Here is a 25,619-nt window from a genome sequence, read left to right as displayed (position 1 = left end):
CTTCGGCAACCGGAACTGGCTGGGCATGTCATCTCCTCGTGGGTAGGTGGATGGCATGGAGACACCGGCCGGGTCAGACCTGTGACAGGAACCCGTCCACCGCCCGCGCGACCTCGAGGTGGATCTCGACGGTGCGGACCGCGTCGGGGGTGCCCATGGAGTGGTCGGCGTCGGGCACCTCGAGGACCTCGCACCCGGCGTCGGCGAGCTCGCGCGCCACGGCCGGGTCCCACAGGTCGTCGGCGAGGCCGCCGACGAGGAGCTGCCTGCCGGCGTTCGCGGCGATGCCCTCGGCGACGACCGGGTCGACGAGGAGCGGGGTGAACCAGACCGCGTCGAGCCCGCGCTCGGCGGCGTACGACGCTGCGCGGGTGCCGAGCGACTTGCCGACCACCAGCACGTGGTCGGCGTCCTCGCCGGCGTGCGCCGCGGCCACGTGACGGCGTACCCACGCCTCGGCGTCCTCGTCGCCGCGGCTCGTCGCGTCCCACCAGAGCTGCTGGACGGTGAGGTCGTGCTGGAGCAGCGCGCGGGTCGCGAGGTCGAGCAGCGGAGCGGCCGGCGAGTACGCCCGTCCCGGCGCGACGATCGCGAGGCCGCGGCTCGCGCCGACCGGCTCGAAGCGGGTGGGCAGTCCTCCGAAGGTCATCCGAGGTCCTCCTGCTCGATCTGCTGCTTGGTCGCGCGGAAGTAGCCGATCCCGCCGTGCAGCGTGAGGTCGACGTCGCGACAGCCGGACTCCCGCAGCCACTCGACCGCCTCGGCCGTGCTGCACATCGGGCCGAGGATCCCGGCCCGGGTGCCGGCCCACCGCAGCGGCTCGTAGCGCGGGCCGGTGTCGGTGAACAGCGAGCTCCCGGTGAGCACGGCGCCGGGGGCGAGCACCCGCACCATCTCGCCGATCGCCCGGCGCGGGTCGGGGAAGCAGTGCAGGCCGGTCAGCGAGACGACGAGGTCGAAGGAGGTGTCGGCGAACGGAAGGGCGCCGACGTCGGCGAGGGCGGTGGTCACCTGATCCGCGACCCCCAGCCGGGTCGCGGCAGCGCGCGCCCGGGCGAGCATCGTCGTCGAGATGTCCGCGGCGACGTAGTCGATGCCCTGTCCCGGTCGCAGGCCGCGCAGGGCCACCCCGGACCCGGTCGGCACGTCCAGCACGCGCGCCCCGCGCGGCAGGGTGCCGATCTCGGCAGCCGTCTCCCACATCAGCGACAGGTCGCTGCCGGTGCCGGCGCGCCAGGCCGCGCCACCGACGCGGTCGTGCTCCACGAGCCAGGGGTAGACGTAGGACCACAGCGGGTCCTCGTGCCAGCCGCCCAGCCCGGGGAGCTTCACGTCAGGCGTCCGCGCCGATGGGCCAGCCGAGCAGCTCGGGGCTGCGCAGCATCTCCTCCGGCACCCCGAAGGCATCGACGAGGTCGACAGCCAGCGGCCGGACCTTGCGGCACAGCGCGTTGATCTCGCGACTGATCGCCTTGGAGCGGGCGCTGGAGAGGCGGCCGTGCTCCATGAACCAGGCCCGGTCGGCCTCGATCGTGGTCAGGGCGTGGAGGTCGCACAGCAAGTTGAGCGCGACCTTGAGGTCGCCGTCGGGCAGGGTCGCGGTCTTCGCGACGAACGCCTCGAGCACCAGCCGCTCGGTGTGGGCGCGGGCGGCGGCGATGACGTGGTCCTGCACCCGGGAGAAGACCGCACCGGGGTTCATACCCTGGTCGATGCCGCGCTTGAGCCGGCGGGCGACGCCGCCGATCATGTGCTCCTCGCGGAAGCGCAGCATGGCGAGCTGGTAGTTGGGGTCGAGCAGCCCGGCCTCCTGGTCCCACGTGTCACCCCCGGGCAGCAGGTCGCGCACGGACTGCACGAGCTTGTGCACCGCCGTGCGCTCGACGACGGTCTCCACGGCGAGCCCGGCGACGAAGCGGGCCATGCCGAGCTGGTCCATGTCCTCGAACTCGCCGGCGTAGTCGGTGAGCAGGCCCTTGGCGACGAGCTGCAGCAGGACGTGGTTGTCGCCCTCGAAGGTGGTGAAGACGTCGGTGTCGGCCTTGAGCGCGGCGAACCGGTTCTCGCTGAGGTAGCCGGCTCCGCCGCAGGCCTCGCGGCACTCCTGGATGGTGCGGGTGGCGTGCCAGGTGCCGAGGGCCTTGGTGCCGGCTGCGCGCGACTCGAGCATCCGCCGGGCGTGCTCGTCGCTGCCCTCCTCGATCGGCCCCGGGCCGGAGAAGACGTCGTGGAGCTGGCCTGAGACGACCTCCTGCGCGAAGTGGAGGGCGTACGTCCGCGCGAGGAGCGGCAGCAGGCGGCGCTGGTGCATGCCGTAGTCGAGGAGCACCTGCTCCTCGTCGGGCGACGTCGCCTCGAACTGGCGGCGGCGCACGGCGTAGCGGGTGGCGATGGTGAGCGCCACCTTCGCGGCGTTGATGCCGGCGCCGCCGACGCAGACGCGGCCCTGGACGAGGGTGCCGAGCATCGTGAAGAAGCGCTTGTTGGGGTTGTCGATCGGCGAGAGATAGCGGCCCTCGGGGGTCACCTCGGCGAACTGGTTGAGCAGTGCCGTACGCGGCACCCGCACCCCGTCGAACCAGATGCGACCGTTGTCCACGCCGTTGAGGCCCATCTTCGGGCCGCAGTCCTCGATGCGTACGCCGTCGCGGACGCGACCGCCCTCGCGGACCGGGACGACGAAGGCGTGCACGCCGTGGCGCTCGCCGGCAACGTCGAGCTGGGCGAAGACCACGGCGAGCTCCGCGTGGGCCGCCGCGTTGCCGATGTAGTCCTTGCGGCTCGCGTCGTCGGGCGTGGTGATCACGAACTCCTGCGCCTCGGCGTCGTACGTCGCCACGGTGCCGAGCGCCTGCACGTTGGAGCCGTGCCCGCTCTCGGTCATGGCGAAGCAGCCCATCGTCCGACCGCTGACGAGGTCGGCGAGGTACGCGTCGTGGTGGTGCTTGGTGCCGAGCTGCAGGATCGCGCCCCCGAAGAGGCCGAACTGCACGCCCACCTTCACCAGCACCGACAGGTCGCCGTAGGCCAGGGTCTCGAAGGCCGCGATCGAGGCGCCGATGTCGCCGCCCCCGCCGTACTCCTCCGGGAAGCCCATGCCGGTCTGGCCGGTCCCGGCCATCAGCTCCACCACGTCGCGCACGCGCTCACGGAAGTCGGTGGTGCTCATCTGCTCCTGGTCGAGCAGGACCTGCGCGTGCTGGGCGAGGTTGTCGCGGACGAGGTCGCGGACCTCGCGGTAGCGGCCGTCGAGGAGGGTGCGCAGCGCGTCGACGTCGACCTCGGGCTGGCGGTAGCCCGAGTCGTCGGCGTGCACCGCGTCGTCGTCGACGGGCGTTGTCGCGGTCTCCGGCTCGACGGTCGGGAGCTCGTCGGCGATGGGCGGAACCTGGTCGGTCGACATGTCGCCAAGGTAGCCGGGCGGGTAGGTTCACCGCGATGAACGTGTCGGATGCCACCCCTCCGGGCTCCCCGGGCGCGCCGCTGGGGACCATGGCCTACAACTTCGCCGTCGTGGGCGTGCAGAAGGGCGGTACGTCGACGCTGGCGGTGACGCTCAACCAGCACCGGCTCGTGTGCCAGGCGCCCGACAAGGAGCGGCACTACTTCGACGACGAGACGGTGAACTGGTCTGCCCCCGACCACGAGCGCGACTACACCGCACCGCGCCGCGCCCGCGTGCACCGGCTGCTCGGCGACGCCTCCCCGACCTACCTCTACTGGCCGCACGCGTTGGAGCGGATGCGCGCCTACAAGCCCGACATGCCGCTCGTCGCGGTGTTCCGCGACCCGCTGGAGCGGCTGTTCTCCCACTGGGTCATGCTGCGCTCACGCAACCTCGCCTGGCCCGACTGGCCGGACTTCCTCACCGAGTGGCCGCACACGTCGCTGCCCGACGAGGTGCCCGACCCCGCTGAGGTACGCACGATGCGGTGGCGGCACATGACCGGCTTGGCGCGTGGGTTCTACGGCGAGCAGCTGCAGCGCGGCTTCGAGCTCTTCGACCGGCCCCAATGGCTCCTGCTCGAGCTGCGCACGATGCTGGCGGACTTCCCCTCGACCGTCGACCGCACCACCGACTTCCTCGACCTGCCGCGCTTCGAGCACGTGCCGCCGCTGCAGAACTGGCACGCCGGGGCCGAGCAGGTGCCGGGCACCGCCCCCACCGCCGGCGACCTCGCCCGTGTCGCCGAGGTCTACGCCAAGGACCTCGCGCTCTTCGAGGAGCTCTCGGGCATCGACACCTCGGCCTGGCCGACCCGCCTCATCCTCGACGGGCGGCTCGACCCCGGCGAGCTGGCGGCCCGCTTCGCGCGGAAGGTGCGCTGAGGGTTCAGGGGCGGGCGAAGAAGTTCGGCGCGCGCCAGTAGTACATCGACTCCTGGCTGACCGGTCGGCCCGTGCGCGGCGCATGGATGATCTGGCCGTCGCCGATGTAGATCGCCACGTGGTAGATCGAGCTCGGGCTGCTCGAGGACCCCCAGAAGACGAGGTCGCCGGGCGCCAGCTGGGCGGCGCTGATCTTCGTGGACTGGGTGTACTGCGCGACCGAGTAGTGGGGCAACGTCTTCCCGCCCGCGGCCCAGGCGCCCGACGTGAGGCCCGAGCAGTCCCACGCGTCCGGGCCAGCGGCACCCCACTTGTAGGGGTCGCCGAGCTGGGACGTGGCGAACGCGATCGCAGCAGACGCGCCCGACGCCGCCGGTGGCGGGGGCGGGGTCGGCGTCGGGGTCGGGGTCTCCGTCGGTGCGGGGGTCGGCGTCGGGGTTTCGGTCGGCGTCTCGGTTTCGGTCGGCGTCGGCGTCGGGGTTTCCGTCGGCGTCTCGGTCGGCGTCTCGGTCGGCGTCTCGGTCGGCGTCTCGGTCGGCGTCGGAGTCACCGTGGCCGTCGGCGTCGGAGCTGCGGACGGGGTCTCCGTCGGCGTGGGGGTAGCGCTCGACGTCGGGGTCGGCTGCTCGGCCTGTTCCTGCTCGGCCTGGTCCTGGGCTTCCGCCTCAGCCTGCGCGTCCGCCGCAGCCTGGGCCGCAGCCTGGGCCGCAGCCTCCGCCTCCGCCTGGGCGGCGGCTGCGGCTGCCTCGGCGGCGGCCCGCTCGAGCGCGGACTGGCGCTTCTCCGCCAGCCGCACGCTGATCCCCTCGAGCTCGGCGAGCTCGGCGACGAGGTCGGCCTTGGTGGCGGAGACCGACTGGGCCTCGGCGCCGGCGGCTGCCTCGGCAGCCGCCGCGGCATCGCGGGCCTCCTCGGCCTCGGCCTCGGCGGCCGTGGCCCGCTCGGAGGCCTGGGTGGCCGTCGACGCGGTGACGTCAGCGACGGCCGACGAGGCGAGGAAGGCGTCGTACTGCTGGTCGAGGGCAGCCGAGGTGTTGCCCATCGTCACGGTGCGGTCGATGAGCGACTCGATGCCGTCGGCCTCGACGACGGCCGAGAGTCCCTGCACCTGGGTGCCGTCCTCGTAGGACTGCACGACCGTGGCGGCGTAGAGCGCTCGTTGTGCCGCCACGTCGTCGCGAGCAGCCTCCGCGGCCTCCTCCGCCTCCACGGCGTCGGCGCGGGCCTGCTCAGCCCGCCAGCGGGCACCGTTCCACGCCTCGGCGGCCTGGGCGGCGCGGTCGCCGGCGGACTCGAGGGCGAGATCGGCGCGGATGAGGTCGGCCTGCACGGCCGCGACATCGCGGCCCTTCGCGTCGGCGCGCTCCTCGGCGGCAGCGACGTCCGCCGTGCTCGGGACCGGGTCCCCGTCGGCGTACGCCGCGTGCCCGCCGCCCACCGCCAGCCCGGCGACGAGCACGACCGCGCTGGCCCAGCGCGACGTCGTACGACGCTGCGGCTCGTGGTCCTGCGGCGCTGTGACGGGCACGGGGCTCCCCTGGTGGTCTCGGGCCCGCGCGACTTCCCCTTCGCACGGGCAACTCGAGGCACGTTAGTGAACTTTCGTCACACGGGGAACAGTTTCCTCAACTTTTTCACCCGCCACCGGCGTGTCGGCTTGCGAACTACATCGCTGTAGTTCTCACGAGCGCGACGTCATCCGAACCCGCACCCATGGCTGCCGGTTCGTATGACGCAGCGGCCGGAGGCCGAGGAGGAGCAGGGCGTACGCCGGTCAGTCGGCGTCGACGGGCACCTGGCTGGTCGTGGAGGTGGGGTGGCTCGACAACCCCTTGCGATCGAACTTCTGCCCGCTGGCCAGCCCGCCGAGCCAGAAGGCGAAGAGGGCGATGACGACGCCGGCGAGGTCGTCGGCGATGTAGTGCCAGCCGAAGTAGAGGGTCGCGACGACGGTGATGGCGAAGTTGGCCCAGAAGACGATGTGGAGCACCTTGTTGCGCAGCGTGTACTGGACCATCAGCGCGACGAGCAGGGTGATCGCGACGTGGAGCGAGGCAAAGCCCGCGACGGACTGCACGGCTCCCTCGGCGCCGTCGCGGATGACGCCCTTGCGTCCGTAGAACAGCGACTCCATCAACGCGCTCGACCCGGTCTCGGGGAGGTCGGCGTAGAGGTAGCTGTACTGGAACCCGGGGCCGAGGGTGGGCAGCGCGTAGTAGGACGCGGTGCCGAGCGACCAGGCCAGGCACTGCGAGGTGGCGAACCAGTAGCCGAAGGTGATGTTGCGCGACCACACCAGCCAGGCGGCGAGCGCGAGGGGCACCAGCGGCAGGAACCACAGGTAGATCGTCGACAGGATGTGCGCGGAGAAGCCGGTGCCGAAGATCGTGTGCAGGATCGTCGCGGGCTCGTGGCCGAACATCAGCGCCCGGTCGATCAGGTGCAGCTCGCGGTCGTACTTGTCCTCGCCCATGAGGAAGGGGAGGAACGACTTGAGGTTCCGGTAGCAGACGTAGGTGATGTAGAAGGACACCAGGCCCAGCACCACGAGGGTGATCCGCTCGCGGTCCCAGTGGGTGCGGATGCGCTCGCGGACGATGTCGGGCATGAGCGCCGGCTTCATCTTGGAGTACCAGACCGCTCGCGGCAGCAGGTCGAGCAGGAACGCCCCGAGGATCAGCAGGGGCAGGCGCAGCCACGCCGGGCCGAGGAAGCCCTCGGGGTCCACCAGCCTCCGGTCGAGCACGAGCGCAGCCGTGACAGCCAGCACGCCCATGGTGGCGGCGACTCCCACGAGCAGGGCATAGGCCGGTCGGTACACGGACGTCAGTCTAGGGAGGGGTCAAGCCCGGGCCGTGATCGGCGGCACGGCGAGACGGGTCACGTCGACGCGCAGCGACACCTCGTCACCGGGGGCGATCCGGCCACCGAGCGGGGCGACCGCGTCCACGGCACCGACGCCCTCGACGTCGACGACGAGCCGCACCAGCTCGGGCGTCACGCGGGCGGACTCGACGACGGCGCGCAAGGGGCCGTCGTCGTCGACGACGAGGGCCGAACGGCGCAGCGCTACGGCGTACGCCGGTGGCAGCCCCGCGGCGTCCAGCACCCGCCGCGCGCCCGGCTCGCGCAGCACACGGGCGTAGCCGAGGAAGAGGGCGGTCTCCTCGTCGACCGGCTCGCGCCACACCTCGTCGATCGCGCCCTGCTGCACGACGCGGCCCGCGCGCATCACCGCGAGCCGGTCGGCGAGCGCGAAGGCCTCCTCGTGGTCGTGCGTGACCAGCAGCGCCGTCGTGCCGGCGGCGTGCAGGATCGCCCGCAGGTCGCCGGCCAGCCGCTCGCGCAGCGACGCGTCGAGCGCCGACAGCGGCTCGTCGAGCAGGATCAGCCGCGGCTCGACGGCCAGGGCCCGGGCGAGGGCGACCCGCTGCCGCTCGCCCCCGGACAGCGTGCCGGGCAGCCGGTCGTCGTAGCCGGCGAGCCCGACGAGGTCGAGCAGCTCGCGCACCCGCTCGGCGACGCGGGCCGACGGCGTACGACGCAGGCGCAGGGCGTAGGCGACGTTGCGGGCGACGGTGAGGTGGGCGAAGAGCTGGCCGTCCTGGAACATCAGCGCGAAGCCGCGCTTGTGGGTCGGTACGCCGGCCAGGTCGGCGCCGTCCCAGGAGATCGAGCCGGCGTCGAGCGGCTCGAGGCCGGCGACGGCGCGCAGCAGCGTGGACTTGCCGCAGCCCGACGGGCCGAGCACGGCGAGCACCTGCCCCGGCTCGAGGTCGAGGGACACGTGGTCGACGGCCGCGGTGGCGCCGTAGCGCACGGTGACGTCGGTGAGCTCAAGCATGGTCCTAGAACGCTCCCACACCCGGCACCCGCAGCCGCTCGACGGCCAGCATGACGGCGGCGGTGGCGACGGCGAGGACGACCGAGGCGGCGAGCGCCATGCCGTAGTTCATCTCGCCCGGGTGCCCGATCAGCCGGAAGATGACGACCGGGAGGGTCGGGTCGGTGTCGCGGGCCAGGAAGGACGTGGCCCCGAACTCCCCGAGCGACGCGGCGAACGCGAACCCGCTGGCGGCGAGCATCGGCTTCCACGCCACCGGCAGGTCGACGGTGAGGAGCGTGCGCCACGGCGAGGCGCCCAGGGAGGCGGCGGCCTGGCGCTGCTGGTCGTCGATGCCGCCCAGCACGGGGGTCAGCGTGCGCACGACCAGCGGCAGTGCCACGAGCGCCTGTGCCATCGGCACGAGCAGCGGGGAGTCGCGCAGGTCCAGCGGCGGCTCGGCGAGGGTGATGAGGAAGCCGAAGCCGAGGGTCACGGCACTCACGCCCAGGGGCAGCATGAAGAACCCGTCCAGGGTCGAGCGCAGCCGGCGCTCGGCGACGAAGTGCGAGCGCCGCGTCACGATCAGCGACACCGCTCCGCCCACGAGCAGCGCCATCCACGTCGCGTCGACGGCCGTGCGCAGGCTGGTGGCGAGCGCGGTGGTGACCGGCACGAGCAGCGCCTGGTCGTCGCCGGTCGTGGAGAGCGCGCGGTAGTTGTCGAGGCCCCACCCGTCGCCGACGCTCAGCGAGCCGAGGACCAGCGTGAGGATGGGCAGCAGCATCGCGACCAGCACCAGCAGCGTCGCGACGACGACGGGCGCGTCCGAGCGGCGTACGGCGCGCACGGGCGTCACGGCCCGCTGGGTGGTCGGGTCGGGGGTCGCGCGCAGCCGCGCGGCGAGGGCGAGCAGGCAGAGGACGGCCACGATCTGCAGCACCGACAGCGCGGCCGCTGCCTGCAGGTCGAAGACCGTCGTGGTGAGCAGGTAGATCTCGGTCTCGATCGTCGCGTGCCGGACCCCGCCGAGGGTGAGCACGATGCCGAAGGCGGTCGCGCAGAACAGGAAGACGATGCTGGCGGCGCCGACGATCGCGGGCCGCAGCGCCGGCAGGGTGACCGTGCGCAGCACCTGCCACGGCGTGGCGCCCAGCGCGGCCGCGGCCTGCCCCGGGCGCGGGTCGAGCGACTCCCAGGCGACGCCGACGGTGCGCACCACCACGGCGACGTTGAAGAAGACCAGGCCGCACACGATGGCGATCGGCGTGCCGTCCAGGCCGAGGAAGCCCAGGGGGCCGCCCTCCCCCAGCAGCTGCCGGAACGCCACCCCGACGACCACCGTCGGGAGCACGAACGGCACCAGCAGCGCGGCCCGCACCGCGGCGCGGCCGGGCAGTGCGAGCCGGTGCAGGGCGTACGCCGCCGGGAGGCCGAGGACGACCGCCAGCACCGTCGCGAGGCCCGAGGTCCACACGGTGAACCAGGCGACCCTTCGCACGCGGGGACGCGCGAGGACGTCGAGGACCGCCCCCGGCGCGAAGGTCCCGTCGACCACGAAGCCCTCTGCGAGCATGCCGGCCACCGGCAGCAGGAAGAGCACGCCGAGCACCAGGACGGGCCCCGCCGCCAGGAGCAGGAGGGCCGCAACGCGCCTTGCTCCGGCGGACCGTGGTCTCGACACGCTCGTCCCTCGCTGCTCAACCAGCGGTCGTCATCGCGAGATGACGTCGGTCCACTCGGTCAGCCACTGCTCGCGGTTGGCGTCGATGTCGGCGGGGTCGACCTCGTAGGGGTCGCTGGGCTGCGGGGCGAACGCGGCCCAGTCCTCGGGGACCGTCGCGCCCGGCATCACCGGGAAGACGTACATCGACTCCGGCAGGGCGCTCTGCACCTCGTCGCCCAGCATCCAGTCGACGAGCGCCTCGGCGCCCGCGGGGTTGTCGGCGCCCGCCAGCACGCCGGCGTACTCCACCTGCCGGAAGCAGGTGTCGAGCAGGGCCGCCGTCGAGGTCTTCCCGCCGCTCACGGTGAAGGCAGGCGAGGAGTCGTAGGACACGACGATCGGCCGGGTGCCGTTGTCCGACCCGGCGGTGAAGTCGCCGTAGTAGGCGTCCTCCCACCCGTCGACGACCTTGGCGCCGTTGTCGAGCAGGTCGGTCCAGTAGTCGGACCAGTCGTCGCCGAAGGCCGCGACGGTGGCGAGGAAGAACGCCATCCCGGGGCTGCTCGTCGAGGCGCCCGGGGTGACGAAGAGGTCGCGGTACTGCTCGTCGGCGAGGTCCTCGAGGGTGCGCGGCGGCTCGAGGCCCTCCTGCTCGAACCACGCGGTGTCGACGTTGACGCACACGTTGGCCGAGTCGATCGGCACGAGCCGGTCGCCGCCCTCGGGCAGGACGTACTCCGCGGGCGGCGTGGCCGTCGTGGTCACCTCGGCGAAGGCGTCCTCGCCGAGCGGGCGGGACGCGAAGGTGTTGTCGATGCCGAAGGCGGCGTCGGCGATCGGGTTGTCGGCGGTGAGGCTGAGCTTGGTGGCCAGGGTGCCGGCGTCGCCCGCGGCGCGGACCTCGAGGTCGTAGCCGGTCTCCGCCTCGAACGCCCGCACCAGCTTCTTCGGCAGGTGGAACGACTCGTGCGTGGCGAGGACGACGGTGCCCCCGGCCTGCTCGGCCCCGTCGGAGGAGGGCGACTCCGTGGCGCGCGGCTCCTCGCCGCTCCCCACGAGGCTGCAGCTGCTCAGCAGCAGGGCGGAGAGGATGGCCGGGATCGATGCCGTGCGGGCAGCGCGGACGCGTACGTGCTTCATCTGGACTCCCTTGCGCCGGTGCTAACCGGATCAGGTTCGGAGGGTCTGCGGCTGGTCCGCACTCTCAGCACGCCTGCACGTGCTCCCCTGTCTTCGTGGTCCCACCCTAGCGCCGACCCCAGCGGCCCCTACGCTGCCTCCCATGCCGAGCCGTCGCCACGACCTCCTCGCCCGCCTCGTGCCCGTCGTACGCCGCTCGCGCGAGCTCGACGACGAGCCGACCGAGCGGGCGCGCGTGGAGGCCTGGCACACCACCCTCGACCAGGGGCTCGAGCGGGCGCTGCCGACCCGTCTGGTGCCGCGCTTCGCGAGGCGCTGGGAGGCCACGGTCACCGACATCGGCTTCCCCTGCCACGTCCTGACGCCGCGCGGTCGCCCGGCGACCCGGACGCTCTACTACGTCCACGGCGGCGGCTTCATGGCACCGATCGACCCCTTCCACGTCCGCTACGCCACCCGCCTGGCCGACGCGATCGGCGCGCGGGTCGTGATGCCCGACTACCCGCTCGCCCCCGAGCACACGTGGAAGGACTCCCACGACGCGCTGGTCGACGACGCCGCGCGCTGGGCGGGCTCCGACGGCGGCATCGTCCTCGCCGGCGACTCCGCCGGCGGCGGGCTCGCGCTCGCCATGGCCCTCTCGATGCGGGACCGCGGGCTGCCGCAGGCGTCGTCGCTGGTGGTGCACGCGCCCTGGGTGGACCTCACCACCTCCACGCCCGAGACGTTCGCCGCCGACGCGGTCGACCCGTGGCTGTTCATCGGCAAGGTCGAGGCGTACGCCGCGTGGTGGGCGGGGTCGGCCGACGACCTCGGCCGCCCGGAGGTGTCCCCCGCGCTCGGCGACCTGACCGGGCTGCCGCGCGCACTCATGCTCTACGGCACCCGCGACCTGCTCGCCCCCGGCTGCCGGCTGCTGGCCCGACGGGCCGCGGAGGCGGGCTGGGACCTGACCGCGATCGAGGAGCCGGACCTGATCCACGTCTACGGCCTGCTCCCCGTCGTCCCCGAGGCGGCCCGTGCCTTCCGCCAGGTGAGGGCGTTCGTCCGGTGAGGGTGCTGGTGGCGGGCGTCGACGACCTCGCGGTGCGGACGGCGTACGACGTGTGGCGGCTGCGCCAGCAGGTGTTCGTCGTGGAGCAGGACTGTCCCTATCCCGATCTCGACGGCCGCGACCTCGAGGAGACGACGCGCCACGTGGTGCTGGTCGACGACGACGAGGGCGACGGCGCGGCCGTCCTCGGCACCCTGCGCGTCCTGGACGACGGCGGGTGGGCGCGCATCGGCCGGGTCGTGGTCGCGCCGACCGCGCGCGGGCGCGGCCTGGCGGCCGTGATGATGGACGAGGCCATGGCGCTGTGCGGCGACCGCGAGGTGCGGCTCGACGCCCAGACCGGGCTCACGTCGTTCTACGAGGGCTACGGCTTCGTGGTCACAGGCCCGGCGTTCGACGAGGACGGGATCATGCACGTGCCGATGGCCCGACCCGAGCGGACCCGCCGGTAGGCCTTGCGCCCGCTGCCGGGCGAGCGAGACTGGAAGGACACGGCTCGCCCAAGGAGATGATCGCCGTGATCACGCTCGCCCACGACCTCGACACGACCCACCACGACCTCCAGCACCGGCTCGCCCTGGCCAGCAGCGCGCGACCGGACCTGCGCCACCCCCGCGACCACTACGCCGCGATCGACACCTTCCTCGCCGTGGCCAGCCGCCACAACGCGGCGATGGTCGACGCCATCGCCCCGCTCGTTCGCGACCTCCCCGGCGGCCACGACCTCGCCCACGACTACCTCGCCACCAGCCGCAGCTACGAGGAGGCCCTCGCCCAGGTTAAGGCCCGGCTCTACGGCTCCACCTACGCCGTGGCCCGGCCGTGGCCCGACATCTGGGCCGAGGTGCACCGCGAGCTCGACGCGGTGTGCGCCCTCGAGCGCCGGCTCGCCGAGGCGCTGCTCGACGAGGACGACGGCACCGAGGACCTCGGCACCCGCCTCCACCACGCCGAGCTCGTCTCGCCCACCCGTCCGCACCCGTGGATCCCGCACCAGGGAGTGGCCGGCCACCTCGCCCGCGCCGTGGCCCGACGGGTCGACCGGTTCTGGGACGCCGCGGAGGGCCGCATGGTCCCCGAGCCCGTGCGCCACCACGACCGCACCCACCAGGGCAGGCTCACCCAGTACCTGCTGGCGGACCCCCACCTCGACGACGAGGAGGAGTGACAGCGCCACCGAGCGGTCCGGGGATCAGCCGTCGACCGCGACCATGACGACCGGGCCCAGCACCTCCTCGCGGACCAGCCGCGACGATGGGTCGACGCCGCCGATCACGGTGGGCGCGAACCACCAGCCGGGGCGGTCGAACGGCTGACCGCCGAGGGCGACGTCACCGCCCTCGGACCGGCCGAGGTCGACGTAGCGGCGCACCCGCTCGCGCGCGACCATCGAGCGCAGCGGCCCGCAGGTGCTGGCGGGGTCGGCCGGGTCGCCGACGACGACGTCCTGGGCCGCGGCCACCGCGGCGTGCAACGCCTCGGCGTGCCGGTGCACGGGTACGACGACGCTCGTGGGCAGGCGGCAACCCTGGCCTGCGTTGGCGACGACCGCACGCGCGGCCGCCGCGACGACCGCCTCGAGGTCGGCGTCGTCGGCCGGGCGGACCGTGCGCGGACCACCGACGTCGAGGCGGACGCGCTTGCCGGCGCGCTCCCCCGCGACCTGCACCCGCTCGGCCACGACGGACGACCCGGTGAGGGAGACCTCGTCGACGCGCTCGTCGAGGGTGAGGGCGATGGCGACGTCGACGTCGCGGGTGGTCACGACGTTGAGCACCCCGCGAGGCAGCACGTCGAGGGCGATCCGGCCGAGCTCGATCGCGGCGGTCGCGGCCTCGGGGGCTGGCTTGAGCACGACCGTCCCGCCGGCGCCGAGCACGCGGCCGACCTCCGCGAGCGCCACGGCCAGGGGCGAGGTGGCGGGGGTGACGACGGCGGTCACGCCCGCCGGCTCGCGCTGCGGACCCGCGGTCGCCGTCGACATCGCAGCCAGCGCGTCGTCGAGGTGGTCGGCGCGCAGGGCGACCGGGAGCCCGGTCTCCGCCGCCATCAGGGCCACGAGCTCGTCGGCGTGGTCGGCGACGGCGGCGGCGAGGCGTCGTACGGCGTCGGCGCGCAGGTCGGCGTCGGTGCTCCACTGCGTCGCGTCGAAGGCACGGCGGGCGGCGGTGACCGCGTCGCGGGCGTCGGTGACCCCGGCGTCCGGGACGTCCCACAGCGGCTCCGCCGTGGCCGGGTTGCGGGCCGGGAAGGTCCAGCCGTCGGCAGTGGGCCGCTCCACGCCGTCGACCGGCAGCCCCCGAGGGCGGGCGTGCTTGCTCACGGGGCAACTCCATCACGAGCGCCCCGTCGGCCCCACCACCCGGTCGGGCGGCATCCCCCGGCCCGATGTGGCTAGCCTCGGGACCATGCGCGACGACCTCGGGGCCGACGTCCCCCTGCAGTCCCCGGCAACGCGGGTCGTCTCGCTCGTGCCGTCGCTCACCGAGGCCGTCGCGGCCACCGCGCCCGACCGGCTGGTCGGGGCGACCGACTGGTGCACCCACCCCGCCGACCTCGACGTCGCGCGCGTGCGCGGCACCAAGAACCCCGACCTCGCCGCGATCCGCGCCCTGTCCCCCGACCTCGTCGTGGCCAACCAGGAGGAGAACCGCGAGCTCGACGTACGACGCCTGCGCCACGCCGGGGTCGCCGTCTGGGTGACGCGGATCGAGACGGTCGAGGAGGCGCTGGAGTCGATGACGCGACTCCTCGACGAGGCCCTGGGGTTCGACGAGCCCGACTGGCTGGTCGAGGCGCGCTCCCTGTGGTCGCTCCCGGCGCCACGGCGGCTCGCGGTCGCCGTGCCGATCTGGCGCGACCCGTGGATGGTCGTCGGGTCGCCGACCTACACCGACGACCTCCTCGCCCGCGCCGGCCTGGCCAACGTGCTGGCCCACGGGCCGGCAGCGCACGACGGCCGCTACCCGACGGTGACCCCGGACGACATCGACGGCGCCGGCGCGGACGTCGTACTCCTCCCGGACGAGCCCTATGTCTTCACCGCCGACGACGGCCCGGAGGCGCTGCGCACACCGACGCGGCTGGTGTCGGGCCGGCTGCTGACCTGGTACGGACCCGCGATGGTCGAGGCGCACGCCGTCCTCACCGCCCTGCCTGAGTAGCCTCCCCTCCCATGACCCGCGACCCGATCAGCGAGGCCCACCGGCAGTGGGTGGCCCACGGGTGGGGTGACGCCGCCGACGGGATGGCGATGGTGACCTCCGTGGTGCGCGCACAGCAGCTGTTGATGGAGCGGATCGACGCCGTGCTCCGCCCGCGCGGGCTGACGTTCGCCCGCTACGAGGTGCTCCGGCTGCTGTCGTTCAGCCGCGGTGCCGCGATGCCGATGTCGCGGCTGGGGTCGCTGCTGCAGGTGCACCCGACGAGCGTCACCAGCGCGGTCGACCGGCTCGTGGCGCAGGGCTACGTGGAGCGCGTGCGCAGCGACGAGGACAAGCGCGTCGTACGTGCAGTGCTGACCGACGCCGGGCGCGAGGCCGTCGAGGAGGCGACCGACGCCCTCAACGGCGAGGTGTTCGAGGCACCCGGCCTCCCCGGCAGCGAGGTGCGGGAGCTGACCGACCGGCTGACGACGCTCCGGACGAGCCTCGGCGACGGCTGACCGGGAGCGCCCCCCGAGGTGACTCGCGAGTAATACTTGGAAGTCCTACTATCTACTCATGGCCGACCTGCACACCCCTCAGCACCCGATCCGCCTCGTCACCGCGTCCGCGCTGTTCGACGGGCACGACGCGTCGATCAACATCATGCGGCGGATCTTCATGAGCCAAGGCTGCGAGGTCATCCACCTCGGGCACAACCGCTCGGTGCAGGAGGTCGTCGACGCGGCGCTGGAGGAGGACGTCCAGGGGGTTGCGGTGTCGTCCTACCAGGGCGGCCACGTGGAGTACTTCGAGTACCTCGTCGACTCGCTGCGCGCCGCGGGAGCGGGCCACGTGCGCGTGGTCGGCGGCGGTGGCGGCGTCATCGTCCCGAAGGAGATCCAACGGCTTCGCGAGTCCGGCGTCACCATCTTCTCCCCCGAGGACGGCCAGAAGATGGGCCTCGTCGGGATGATCAACTCCGTCGTCGCCGACTGCGACGTCGACCTGTGGGCCGACCAGCAGGTCACGGCCGAGCAGGTGCTCTCGGGCGACCGGTTCGCCGTGGCCCGCGCGATCACCGGCGCCGAGGGTGGCCGCCTCGACGAGACGCTGATGGAGGAGGTACACCGGGCCGCTGCGCGCCGCGTCGTGCCCGTCCTCGGCATCACCGGCACCGGCGGCTCGGGCAAGTCGAGCCTCACCGACGAGATCGTCCGCCGCTTCCGCACCGACCAGCAGGACAAGCTCCGGATCGCGGTCATCGCGGTCGACCCGACCCGTCGCAAGGGCGGGGGTGCGCTGCTCGGCGACCGCATCCGGGCCAACTCCCTCGACGGCGACCGCGTGTTCTTCCGCTCGCTGGCCACCCGCGGCGCCCACGAGGTGCCCGAGCACCTCGCCGACGTGATCGACGTGATGAAGGCCGCCGGCCACGACCTGGTGATCGTCGAGACGCCCGGCATCGGCCAGGGCGACGCCGGCATCGTGCCGCTGGTCGACCACTCCCTCTACGTCATGACGCCGGAGTTCGGCGCCGCCTCGCAGCTGGAGAAGATCGACATGCTCGACTTCGCCGACAGCGTCGCGATCAACAAGTTCGAGCGCCGTGGCGCCAAGGACGCGCTGCGCGACGTCGGCCGCCAGCTGGTGCGCAACCGCGAGGCGTTCGGCAAGCAGCCCCACGACATGCCGGTCTTCGGCACCAGTGCCGCGACCTTCAACGACGACGGCGTCACCGCGCTCTACCAGCACCTGCGCGCCGAGCTCGCCGGCGCCGGCCTCGAGGTCAGCGAGGGCACGCTGCCGCACGTCGACGTACGCCACTCCTCCGGCATCCGGCAGGTCGTGCCCGCAGACCGCGTCCGCTACCTCTCGGAGATCACCGAGACGGTCCGCGGCTACCACGCCCGCACATCCGAGCTGGCCGCGGCAGCCCGCCACCTGCAGCGCGTGCAGCACGTCGCCGACCAGCTGGCCGACGGCGACCTGGGCCGGGTCGCCGAGCTGCTGGAGTCCGCGCGCAAGGCGGTCCCGCACGAGGTGACCGAGCAGGTCGAGCGCTGGCCGGCCATCGTGGAGTCCTACTCCGGCGACGAGCAGGTGGTGAAGGTTCGCGACCGGGAGATCACCACCCGCCTGACCCGCGAGTCGCTCAGCGGCAACAAGATCCCGCGCGTCTCGCTCCCCCGCTTCACCGACCACGGCGAGCTGGTGCGCTTCTGGCGCAACGAGAACCTCCCCGGCTACTTTCCCTTCACCGCCGGCGTCTTCCCGTTCAAGCGCGACAACGAGGACCCCGCCCGCATGTTCGCCGGCGAGGGCGACCCGGCGCGCACCAACCGCCGCTTCAAGATCCTCTCCCACGGCAACGACGCGACCCGCCTCTCGACCGCCTTCGACTCGGTCACGCTCTACGGACGCGACCCCGACCCGCGCCCCGACGTCTACGGCAAGGTCGGCACGTCCGGCGTCTCGGTCGCGACGCTGGACGACATGAAGGCGCTGTACGACGGCTTCGACCTCGTCGCGCCGACGACGAGCGTCAGCATGACGATCAACGGACCGGCCCCGACGGTCCTGGCGTTCTTCCTCAACACCGCCATCGACCAGCAGGTCGACGCGTTCCGCGAGCGGGAGGGGCGCGAGCCGTCCGAGGAGGAGCGCGAGCAGCTGGCGGCGTACGCCCTCGCCAACGTGCGCGGCACCGTGCAGGCCGACATCCTCAAGGAGGACCAGGGTCAGAACACCTGCCTGTTCTCCACCGAGTTCAGCCTGCGGATGATGGCCGACATCCAGGAGTGGTTCATCGAGCACGAGGTGCGCAACTTCTACTCGGTGTCGATCTCCGGCTACCACATCGCCGAGGCCGGGGCGAACCCCATCAGCCAGCTCGCCTTCACCCTCGCCAACGGCTTCACCTACGTCGAGGCCTACCTCGCGCGCGGCATGGACATCGACGACTTCGCGCCCAACCTGTCGTTCTTCTTCTCCAACGGCATGGACCCCGAGTACTCCGTGCTCGGTCGCGTCGCCCGCCGCATCTGGGCGGTGACGATGAAGGAGAAGTACGGCGCCTCGGAGCGCTCGCAGAAGCTGAAGTACCACGTCCAGACGAGCGGCCGGTCGCTGCACGCGCAGGAGATGGACTTCAACGACATCCGCACCACGCTTCAGGCCCTCATCGCGATCTACGACAACGCCAACAGCCTCCACACCAACGCGTACGACGAGGCGGTGACGACCCCGACCGAGGACTCCGTGCGCCGCGCGCTGGCGATCCAGCTGATCATCAACCGCGAGTGGGGGCTGGCGATGAACGAGAACCCGCTCCAGGGCTCCTTCGTCATCGACGACCTCACCGACCTCGTCGAGGCGGCGGTCCTCGCCGAGTTCGACCGGATCAACGAGCGCGGCGGCGTGCTCGGCGCGATGGAGACCGGCTACCAGCGCGGCCGCATCCAGGACGAGTCCATGCTCTACGAGCACCGCAAGCACGACGGCTCGCTGCCGATCATCGGCGTCAACACCTTCGTCAAGGAGTCGGCGGCCGACGCGCAGCCGAAGGAGGTCGAGCTCGCGCGGGCGACCGAGTACGAGAAGGAGTCGCAGCTCTCCCGGGTGCGTGCCTTCCAGGCCGCGCACGGTGCCGAGGCGCAGGAGGCGCTGGCCCGGCTCAAGGACGCCGCGATCTCCGGCGACAACGTCTTCGCCGTGCTGATGGACGCCGCCCGCGTGTGCTCGCTCCAGCAGGTCACCGAGGCGTTCTTCGAGGTCGGCGGGCAGTACCGCAGGAACGTCTGAGCTCGCGCACGAGCGCAGCGAGGACGCGACGCGAAGAGGTTGAGGAAGCCCCGCAGCGGGGGGCGCGGTGCGGAACCGTCGGGCTGCGTCCGCCTGCGTCTGGCGACCCGACCGTTCCCCAGACGCACGTCCGCCGAACAGCACCCGATATCTGAGGACGTCGTGGACGGATCGGGCCGGAGCTCACGACCAGGACGTCCTCAGATATCAGGCCCTGGGTCGGCGGCTGGCAGGTCGAACCGGAAGACCGTCCCGGTGCCGGGCGGGGTCGTGAGGCACTCGATGGTGCCCCCGTGGCGCTGCACGATGGTCTTGCAGATCGACAGACCCATCCCGGTACCCCGGAAGTGGGCGCGGACGGCCCCGCTGCGGTGGAAGCGCTGGAAGATCAGCGCCCGCTCGGAGTCCTCGACGCCGACCCCCTGGTCCTCGATCTCGACGACGACGCGCGATCCCTGGCGCCTGGCGCGCACGGTGATCATCGCGGGCTCGCCGGGCTTGGCGTACTTGACCGCGTTGCCGATGAGGTTGCCGAAGAGCTGCCGCACCGCGACCGGGTCGGCACGCACGGACGGCAGGTCGGGTGCCGCCTCGAGGACGTCGTCGGGCCCGAGCAGCCCGGACACCTGGCCCAGGACGCCACCGGGGCCGACGATGGGCACCTCGCGCGCGGCGATCTCACCCGCCTCGGCCAGGGCGTGCTCGAGCAGGTCGCCGATGAGCTCCCCCATCTGCTCGGAGGCCCGCTCGGCACGGCGCAGCGGCTCGACGGCCTCGGACCCGGGTTCCAGGTCGTCGACGGCCAGCGAGAGCCAGGACCGGATGGCCGAGAGCGGCCCGCGCAGGTCGTGGGCGGCGGTCGACGCGAAGCCGGCGAGCGGCCGCAGCCCGGAGCGGTGCTCGGTCACCTCCCGCAGCACGAGCAGCACACCGGGGTTCCCGCTCGTGCGGGACAACGTGGCGCGCGACACGGCCAGCACGACCTCCTCGCTGTTGGGGAGCGGGATGACGACGTCGCCGACGCCCAGCTCGGCACGTACGGCATCGGTGTGGGACCGCTCGGGGTCGCGCAGCAGCGCGACGAGCTCGGCCAGCGCCTCGTCGTCGGTGGTCGCGAGACTGACCCGGTGGGCCAGCCGGCGGCTGGCGCCGTTGCTGCGCTCGACGCGCCCGTCGGGGTCGAGCACCACCAGCCCCTCGTCCATGCTCTCGGTCATCTCCGCGAGCAGCTCGGCCTGCTCGGCGGCGTCGGCGCGGGCCGCGGTCTCGGCGGCGTACGACTCGTCGACCCGGTCACCGAGCGCTCCCACCGCCAGCCCGGTGAGCAGCACGGCGACCATGAAGAGCTGCGAGACCAGCACCTGGACCACCGGGTCGTCGATGGCGGCGAACGGGCCGTGGTCGGTGAGGCTGAGCACCAGCGCGATGCCGCCCAGGACCAGGCAGTGGAGGGCTGCGGGGAACGTGCGGAAGCGGGCGGCCGACCACACGGCGAAGGCGATGACGAGGTAGGTGACGGGGTAGGGCTGGACGAAGAGCACCACGGTCGCGGCGACCGACACCACCCACAACAGGGCCAGCTCGGTGTCCGATCCACCCCGGGTGCGCGCCGGGATCGTCTGCGTGCGCCACTCCCACGCGAGGTGGCCGACCGCACCCACCGTCACGACACCGACGAAGTGGCGTGCGAACCACGCCACGGGGGTCAGCGCCTCCACCGGGACCCCGTCGAGCCAGAGGCCGAGCGTCCCCACTACGGCGCCGAGGGCGCAGCCGATGGCCGCCGCCCCGGCGGTTGCGGCGAGGTTGCGGGGTGACCGGATGCTGTGGGTGCCCCCGGCGCCCAGCATCGTCGGGCACCACCGGCGCAGCAGGAGGCCGGCGACGGCGGTCTGCAGCGTCACCGACACCGCGCCGAAGAGGCCCAGCAGCGGCGAGACGCCGGTCGCGACGACGACACCGAAGTGGAGGACCAGCAGCGGCGCGAGCACGCGCAGCACGTGACGGGGCGACTCGGCGAGCAGCCACAGGAACGCGACACCCGAGCCGGGCCAGACGAGGCTGACGACCTGGCCCTCGATCGCGGTCGCTCGTCCGACGAGGGTGAGCACGACGTACGCCGCGGCGAAGGCGGTCGCCCGTGCCGGCGACAGGGCCCTCGTCATGCGCAAAGACTACGACCGGGTACGGGCGTCCCGAGGGGGTTCGCGGAGCGCAGACCTCACGATCTGCTCACATCTGCCGCAGAAACCGCGGCACGGCGCGACAGTAGCGCGGGCAGGGGTCCAGACTCGGGCGCATGTCCCTGCGCAGCCTCGTCGCCGACGACGAGCCCGACATCCGCGACTTCATCGGGCACGTGCTCGAGCGCGCCGGCCACGTCGTCACCCTCGCCGGGGACGGCGCCGAGGTCCTCGAGCACACGTCGGCGGAGAGCTTCGACCTCGTGGTGGTCGACCACCACATGCCACGGCTGACGGGCCTCGCGGTCGCCGAGGAGCTGCGCCGCTCCAGCCCGTCGACCAAGGTCCTGATCATGTCGGGGGACCTCGACGTGGGCGACGAGCACCGGCACTTCCTGCCCAAGCCGTTCAACCGGCGCGAGTTCCTCGCAGCCGTCGACACCCTCCTCGCCCTCCCCGGCGGCGGGTGAGCGGCGCGCCTAACGACCCGAGGCGGACAGGGCGAGCCCGGTGTCCGCGTCGAAGAGGTGGGCGCGGTCGAGGTCGACCGCGACCGAGACCCGCTGCCCGGGCGTGCCCGTGACAGTGGGCCGCGCCTTCACCTTCACCATCTCCGCGCCCACCTTGACGTCGACGACGGTGCGGTCGCCGAGCGGCTCCAGCCCGTAGAGCTCGCCGGGCAGGGCGGCGTCACCGCGCTCCTCGACCGACACGTCCTCGGCCCGCAGGCCGAGGAGCAGGGGGCGCCCGTCCTCGGCGGTGGTCCAGCGCGGTCGCGGAAGGGACCAGCCCTGCTCCCCGACGAGCCGGTCGCCCTCGGCGCGGCACGCGAGCAGGCTGATGCGGGGGCTGCCGACGAAGCCGGCGACCCACTGGTTGGCGGGCCGCTCGTAGACCTCGGTCGGGGTGCCGACCTGCTGGACCCGCCCCTCCCTCAGCACCGCGATCCGGTCGGCCATGGACAGCGCCTCCACCTGGTCGTTGGTGACGTAGACGAAGGTGCCACCGAGCGTGCCGTGGATGCGGGTGAGCTCGGTGCGCATCTCCACGCGCAGCTTGAGGTCGAGGTTGGTCAGCGGCTCGTCCATGAGGAAGGCGCGCGGGCGACGGACGAGGGCCCGGGCCAGGGCGACACGTTGCATCTCGCCACCCGACATCTGCGCGGGACGACGCTCCAGCAGCCGCTCGATGTGGAGCAGCTCCGCGACCTGCTCGACAGCCGCGGCGATGTCGCTCGAGGAGGCCTTGCGGGCCCGCAGCGGCGAGGCGATGTTGTCGTACGCCGTGAGCCGCGGGTAGAGGGCGTAGCTCTGGAACACCATCGCGAGGTCGCGCGCCGCTGGGGTGTCGGCCGTGGCGTCCCTCCCGTCGAGGTGCACCGTCCCGTCGTCGAGCTTCTCCAGGCCGGCGATCGCCCGAAGGGTCGTGGTCTTGCCGGCACCGGACGGACCGAGCACCACGAAGAACGAGCCGTCGGGCACGTCGAGGGTGACCCCGTCGAGGGCCTGCACGTCGCCGAACGACTTGCGCATCCCGTGCGCTGCCACGGTTCCCATCAGGCCACCAGCTCTTCCGTGCTCGTGTCGTAGACCGGCGGGGTGCCGCCGGCATGGCGCAGCCCGACCTGCTCGTCGGCGGCGAACTGGATGGTCGGTGGCATCCGGACCCGTACGTCGTTCGCGCCCCCGTGGTCGACCACGTAGATGATCTCGTCGCCCAGGGCCTCGGCCGAGACGACCCGCGCCGGAACGGTTCGCTCGGCACCGGGCGCGGTGACCTCCAGCGCTTCCGGCCGTACGCCGGCGACGAGGGCACGGTCGCGCGGCAGCCCGTCCGGCGGTGTCAGGACGAGCCCACCGGGACCACGCAGGGTGCCCTCGGCCACCTGCACCTGGATGAGGTTCATCGGCGGTGAGCCGATGAAGGCGGCACAGAAGAGGGTCGCCGGCCGGTCGTAGACCTCCAGCGGGGTGCCGACCTGCTCCACGCGCCCCTTGTTGAGGATGGCGATCCGGTGCCCGAGCGACATGGCCTCGACCTGGTCGTGGGTGACGTAGACCATCGTGGTCCCGAGCTCCGCCTGCAGGTGCTTGATCTCGGTGCGCACGTCCGCGCGCAGCTCAGCGTCGAGGTTGGTCAGCGGCTCGTCCATCAGGAAGGCCCGCGGCCGGCGGACGAGGGCGCGGGCCAGTGCCACGCGCTGCTGCTCGCCTCCCGAGAGACGCTGCGGCTTGCGGTCCAGCAGGCGCTCGAGCTGCATCATGCGCGCGACCTCGGCGACCCGCTCCCTGACCTCCTTCTCGGGCTTGCCCTCGGCTCGGAGGGGGAAGGCGAGGTTGTCGCGGGTCCTGAGGTGCGGGTAGAGCGCGTAGAACTGGAAGACCATGGCGATGTCGCGCTCCGCCGGCGGCAGGTCGTTGACGAGCGTCCGGCCGATGCGGATGTCGCCGGAGGTCTGCCGCTCCAGCCCGGCCATCGCCCGCAGCGTGGTCGTCTTGCCGCAGCCCGACGGACCGAGCATCACGAACAGCTCACCGTCACCGATCGACAGGTCCACGTGCTCGACCGCGACGGTGCCGTCGGGGTAGCGCTTGTGCAGCGAGGTCACCTCGATCCCGGCCATCAGCGACGCACCGCCCCGAGGGTCACGCCGGCCACGAGGTGCTTGCGCACCAGGTAGGCGAACACCAGCACCGGCAGCGCGAACACCACCGCGGACGCCGCGACCAGGCCCCAGTCGACGGTGGTGCCGCCGATGAGCCCGGCGATGGCGGGCGGGGCCGTCCGGACCTCCTGGCTGGACGTCAGGAAGATGGCGAAGACGAACTCGTTCCACGAGAAGATCAGGGCGAAGACCGCCGTCGCGGCGATGCCCGGCACGAGCAGGGGCAGCGTGACGCGCCAGAACGCCTGGAGACGGGTGTAGCCGTCGATCATCGCGGCGTCCTCGTACTCCGCCGGCACCTCGTCCACGAAGCCCTTCATCATCCAGATGGTGAACGGCACGTTGAACGCGGCGTAGATGAGGACCAGGCCGAGCTTGGTGTCGATCAGCCCGAGCGTGCGGTACATGAGGAAGATCGGGATCACCACGACGACCGGCGGCATGAAGCGCGTCGAGAGGATGAAGAACAGCTGGTCCTTCTTCGCCTTGAGCGTGAAGCGCGAGTAGGCCCACGCCGCCGGGACGCCCAGGACCGTGGCGAGCACGGTGGAGGCGCCCGCGACGATCACCGAGTTCAGGAGCGACCCGGACAGGTCCGACCGGCCACCGCCCGGTGCGACGAACACGTCCTTGTAGTGGTCCAGCGTGACGTCGAAGCCGAAGAACTTCGCGGGAACGGCGTAGACGTCGCGGTTCTCCTTGATGGACGTCTCGAGCATCCACAGCACCGGGAAGAGCATGGCCACCGCCAGCGCAGCGAGGAGCAGGACCTCGACCACCATCCGGCCCCGACCACCGCGGCGACGCTGCGGGTGCGCGTCGTCCGTGGCGGGACCGGGCACGGCCTCGTCGATGGAGATGGCCATCACCCCTCCTTGAGCTTGTTGAGGTAGCGCAGGTAGAACTGCGCGAGGACGATGACGACGAGGACCATGAGGATCCCGTACGCCGACGCGAGGCCGGTGTTGAAGCCGAGGAACGCGACCTTGTAGACGTGGAACGACAACGTCTCGGTCGAGACCCCGGGGCCTCCGCTGGTGAGGATGTAGACGAGGTCGAACAGGCGGAACGCCTCGATCGCGCGGAACATGACGGCGATCAGGAGCAGCGGCCACACCAGCGGCAGCGTGATGTTGCGGAAGCGGAACCACTCCGACGCGCGGTCGATGGACGCGGCCTCGTAGAGGTACTTCGGGACCGCGGTGAGGCCGGCGAGCGCGATGAGCATGATGAACGGCGTCCACTGCCACGTGTCCACCACGATCAGCGACAGCAGCGCCGTCCGCTGCCGGGTGAGCCACTCCACCTGCCCGAGGCCGAGCGAGCCGAGCATGGAGTTGATGACCCCGAACTGGGCGTCGAGCATGAACTTCCAGAACAGGCCGACCACGACCGGCGACAGCATCATCGGCACCAGGAACAGGGTGGTCAGCACGCCGCGTCCGCGGGTCCGCCGCGAGATGAGGTAGGCGATGCCGAATCCCAGCACGGTCTGGAGCACCACGGCCCCGGTGACGTAGACCAGCGTCGTGAGGGCCCGTTGCCAGACCTCCGGGGACGTGAGGACGGTGGTGTAGTTCTCGAAGCCGACGAAGTCGGCCGGCGCGGCGCGCGTGGCGGAGTAGTCGGTGAAGGACAGGTACAGCGCCCACAGCAGCGGGAACACCGACATCGTCAGCAGCAGGAGCATCGCCGGCGAGATGAACAGCAGGGCGAGCCGGCGGTCGGTGAGGCGGGGGGACCGCCCCGGTGCAGGCGGCGAGGTCGCGGACGCCTCCTGCACCGGGTGGTCGGTCGTGGTGGTCATGGTCG

The 25,619-nt window shown here is 72.5% G+C and carries 22 protein-coding genes and 1 riboswitch; of the genes, 8 read left to right on the top strand and 14 right to left on the bottom strand.

Features of this window, described 5'->3' with window-relative positions; all coding sequences use genetic code 11:
* Window positions 1–73: 73 nt before the first annotated feature.
* The 3 genes from HOO61_RS07060 to HOO61_RS07050 are packed head-to-tail and all read right to left on the bottom strand — an operon-like array spanning window position 74 to window position 3,403.
* Window positions 74–649, bottom strand: a complete 576-nt coding sequence (locus HOO61_RS07060; RefSeq protein WP_172257889.1) for an alpha/beta hydrolase — start codon at window positions 647–649, stop codon at window positions 74–76.
* Window positions 646–1,332 carry a class I SAM-dependent methyltransferase gene (locus HOO61_RS07055; RefSeq protein ID WP_172257888.1) on the bottom strand — a complete coding sequence of 229 codons (687 nt, stop codon included), beginning with the start codon at window positions 1,330–1,332 and terminating at the stop codon, window positions 646–648. The genes HOO61_RS07060 and HOO61_RS07055 overlap by 4 nt, the downstream gene beginning before the upstream one ends.
* Before the next feature lies 1 nt (window position 1,333).
* Entirely contained in the window at window positions 1,334–3,403 is a 2,070-nt protein-coding gene (locus tag HOO61_RS07050) for an acyl-CoA dehydrogenase (protein ID WP_172257887.1), read from the bottom strand.
* 35 nt (window positions 3,404–3,438) lie between these two features.
* Between HOO61_RS07050 and HOO61_RS07045 the strand changes: the two genes are divergently transcribed.
* Complete coding sequence (locus HOO61_RS07045) at window positions 3,439–4,329, top strand: sulfotransferase domain-containing protein (protein WP_172257886.1); 891 nt, start codon at window positions 3,439–3,441, stop codon at window positions 4,327–4,329.
* Between the two features lie 4 nt (window positions 4,330–4,333).
* On the opposite strand, the gene HOO61_RS07040 is transcribed toward HOO61_RS07045, so the two are convergent.
* The 5 genes from HOO61_RS07040 to HOO61_RS07020 all read right to left on the bottom strand — a co-directional run bounded on the left by HOO61_RS07040 (window position 4,334) and on the right by HOO61_RS07020 (window position 10,958).
* Window positions 4,334–5,857: a C40 family peptidase gene (locus HOO61_RS07040; RefSeq protein ID WP_172257885.1), complete on the bottom strand. Its 1,524-nt coding sequence runs from the start codon at window positions 5,855–5,857 to the stop codon at window positions 4,334–4,336.
* Between the two features lie 246 nt (window positions 5,858–6,103).
* Complete coding sequence (locus tag HOO61_RS07035; RefSeq protein ID WP_367650053.1) at window positions 6,104–7,150, bottom strand: phosphatase PAP2 family protein; 1,047 nt, start codon at window positions 7,148–7,150, stop codon at window positions 6,104–6,106.
* A 21-nt stretch (window positions 7,151–7,171) separates the two neighbouring features.
* Window positions 7,172–8,173 carry an ABC transporter ATP-binding protein gene (locus HOO61_RS07030; protein ID WP_172257884.1) on the bottom strand — a complete coding sequence of 334 codons (1,002 nt, stop codon included), beginning with the start codon at window positions 8,171–8,173 and terminating at the stop codon, window positions 7,172–7,174.
* 4 nt (window positions 8,174–8,177) lie between these two features.
* Window positions 8,178–9,836 carry an ABC transporter permease gene (locus tag HOO61_RS07025; protein WP_367650052.1) on the bottom strand — a complete coding sequence of 553 codons (1,659 nt, stop codon included), beginning with the start codon at window positions 9,834–9,836 and terminating at the stop codon, window positions 8,178–8,180.
* 30 nt (window positions 9,837–9,866) lie between these two features.
* Window positions 9,867–10,958, bottom strand: coding sequence for a thiamine ABC transporter substrate binding subunit (locus HOO61_RS07020; RefSeq protein WP_172257883.1), 1,092 nt, complete (start codon window positions 10,956–10,958; stop codon window positions 9,867–9,869).
* Window positions 10,948–11,057: riboswitch (TPP riboswitch) on the bottom strand. It overlaps the preceding gene by 11 nt.
* Before the next feature lie 43 nt (window positions 11,058–11,100).
* On the opposite strand from HOO61_RS07020, the gene HOO61_RS07015 reads away from it, so the two are divergent.
* The 3 genes from HOO61_RS07015 to HOO61_RS07005 are packed head-to-tail and all read left to right on the top strand — an operon-like array spanning window position 11,101 to window position 13,180.
* Window positions 11,101–12,012 carry an alpha/beta hydrolase gene (locus HOO61_RS07015; RefSeq protein WP_172257882.1) on the top strand — a complete coding sequence of 304 codons (912 nt, stop codon included), beginning with the start codon at window positions 11,101–11,103 and terminating at the stop codon, window positions 12,010–12,012.
* On the top strand, window positions 12,009–12,464 hold the full coding sequence (locus HOO61_RS07010; protein ID WP_172257881.1) for a GNAT family N-acetyltransferase: 456 nt from the start codon (window positions 12,009–12,011) through the stop codon (window positions 12,462–12,464). Before HOO61_RS07015 ends, HOO61_RS07010 begins: the two co-directional genes overlap by 4 nt.
* A gap of 56 nt (window positions 12,465–12,520) precedes the next feature.
* Window positions 12,521–13,180: a hypothetical protein gene (locus HOO61_RS07005; protein WP_172257880.1), complete on the top strand. Its 660-nt coding sequence runs from the start codon at window positions 12,521–12,523 to the stop codon at window positions 13,178–13,180.
* 24 nt (window positions 13,181–13,204) lie between these two features.
* On the opposite strand, the gene HOO61_RS07000 is transcribed toward HOO61_RS07005, so the two are convergent.
* A complete protein-coding gene (locus HOO61_RS07000) occupies window positions 13,205–14,335 on the bottom strand; it encodes an aldehyde dehydrogenase family protein (RefSeq protein ID WP_172257879.1) in 1,131 nt (376 codons plus the stop codon).
* Between the two features lie 85 nt (window positions 14,336–14,420).
* Between HOO61_RS07000 and HOO61_RS06995 the strand changes: the two genes are divergently transcribed.
* The 3 genes from HOO61_RS06995 to icmF are packed head-to-tail and all read left to right on the top strand — an operon-like array spanning window position 14,421 to window position 18,959.
* Window positions 14,421–15,176, top strand: coding sequence for a helical backbone metal receptor (locus HOO61_RS06995; RefSeq protein ID WP_172257878.1), 756 nt, complete (start codon window positions 14,421–14,423; stop codon window positions 15,174–15,176).
* Between the two features lie 11 nt (window positions 15,177–15,187).
* The gene (locus HOO61_RS06990) at window positions 15,188–15,676 is read left to right on the top strand and encodes a MarR family winged helix-turn-helix transcriptional regulator (RefSeq protein WP_172257877.1); all 489 of its coding nucleotides are present in this window, start codon (window positions 15,188–15,190) and stop codon (window positions 15,674–15,676) included.
* Window positions 15,677–15,734: 58 nt separating this feature from the next.
* The gene (gene icmF / locus HOO61_RS06985) at window positions 15,735–18,959 is read left to right on the top strand and encodes a fused isobutyryl-CoA mutase/GTPase IcmF (protein WP_172257876.1); all 3,225 of its coding nucleotides are present in this window, start codon (window positions 15,735–15,737) and stop codon (window positions 18,957–18,959) included.
* A gap of 200 nt (window positions 18,960–19,159) precedes the next feature.
* Here icmF and HOO61_RS06980 read toward each other — a convergent pair whose 3' ends face one another.
* Window positions 19,160–21,124 (bottom strand): ATP-binding protein, encoded by a 1,965-nt coding sequence (locus HOO61_RS06980; RefSeq protein WP_172257875.1) that lies wholly within the window; start codon window positions 21,122–21,124, stop codon window positions 19,160–19,162.
* Between the two features lie 134 nt (window positions 21,125–21,258).
* Here HOO61_RS06980 and HOO61_RS06975 point away from each other — a divergent pair, with 134 nt between their 5' ends.
* Window positions 21,259–21,612, top strand: a complete 354-nt coding sequence (locus HOO61_RS06975) for a response regulator (RefSeq protein WP_172257874.1) — start codon at window positions 21,259–21,261, stop codon at window positions 21,610–21,612.
* A 9-nt stretch (window positions 21,613–21,621) separates the two neighbouring features.
* On the opposite strand, the gene HOO61_RS06970 is transcribed toward HOO61_RS06975, so the two are convergent.
* The 4 genes from HOO61_RS06970 to HOO61_RS06955 are packed head-to-tail and all read right to left on the bottom strand — an operon-like array spanning window position 21,622 to window position 25,614.
* Window positions 21,622–22,698 (bottom strand): ABC transporter ATP-binding protein, encoded by a 1,077-nt coding sequence (locus HOO61_RS06970; protein WP_172257873.1) that lies wholly within the window; start codon window positions 22,696–22,698, stop codon window positions 21,622–21,624.
* The gene (locus HOO61_RS06965) at window positions 22,698–23,765 is read right to left on the bottom strand and encodes an ABC transporter ATP-binding protein (protein WP_172257872.1); all 1,068 of its coding nucleotides are present in this window, start codon (window positions 23,763–23,765) and stop codon (window positions 22,698–22,700) included. Before HOO61_RS06965 ends, HOO61_RS06970 begins: the two co-directional genes overlap by 1 nt.
* A complete protein-coding gene (locus tag HOO61_RS06960) occupies window positions 23,765–24,673 on the bottom strand; it encodes a carbohydrate ABC transporter permease (RefSeq protein ID WP_172257871.1) in 909 nt (302 codons plus the stop codon). The genes HOO61_RS06965 and HOO61_RS06960 overlap by 1 nt, the downstream gene beginning before the upstream one ends.
* Entirely contained in the window at window positions 24,673–25,614 is a 942-nt protein-coding gene (locus HOO61_RS06955) for a carbohydrate ABC transporter permease (protein WP_172257870.1), read from the bottom strand. The genes HOO61_RS06960 and HOO61_RS06955 overlap by 1 nt, the downstream gene beginning before the upstream one ends.
* Between the last annotated feature and the right edge of the window lie 5 nt (window positions 25,615–25,619).

Source organism: Nocardioides sp. zg-1230 (genome assembly GCF_013155335.1).
Classification (GTDB): Bacteria; Actinomycetota; Actinomycetes; order Propionibacteriales; family Nocardioidaceae; genus Nocardioides.
This window is presented reverse-complemented; position numbering and strand designations above follow the sequence as displayed.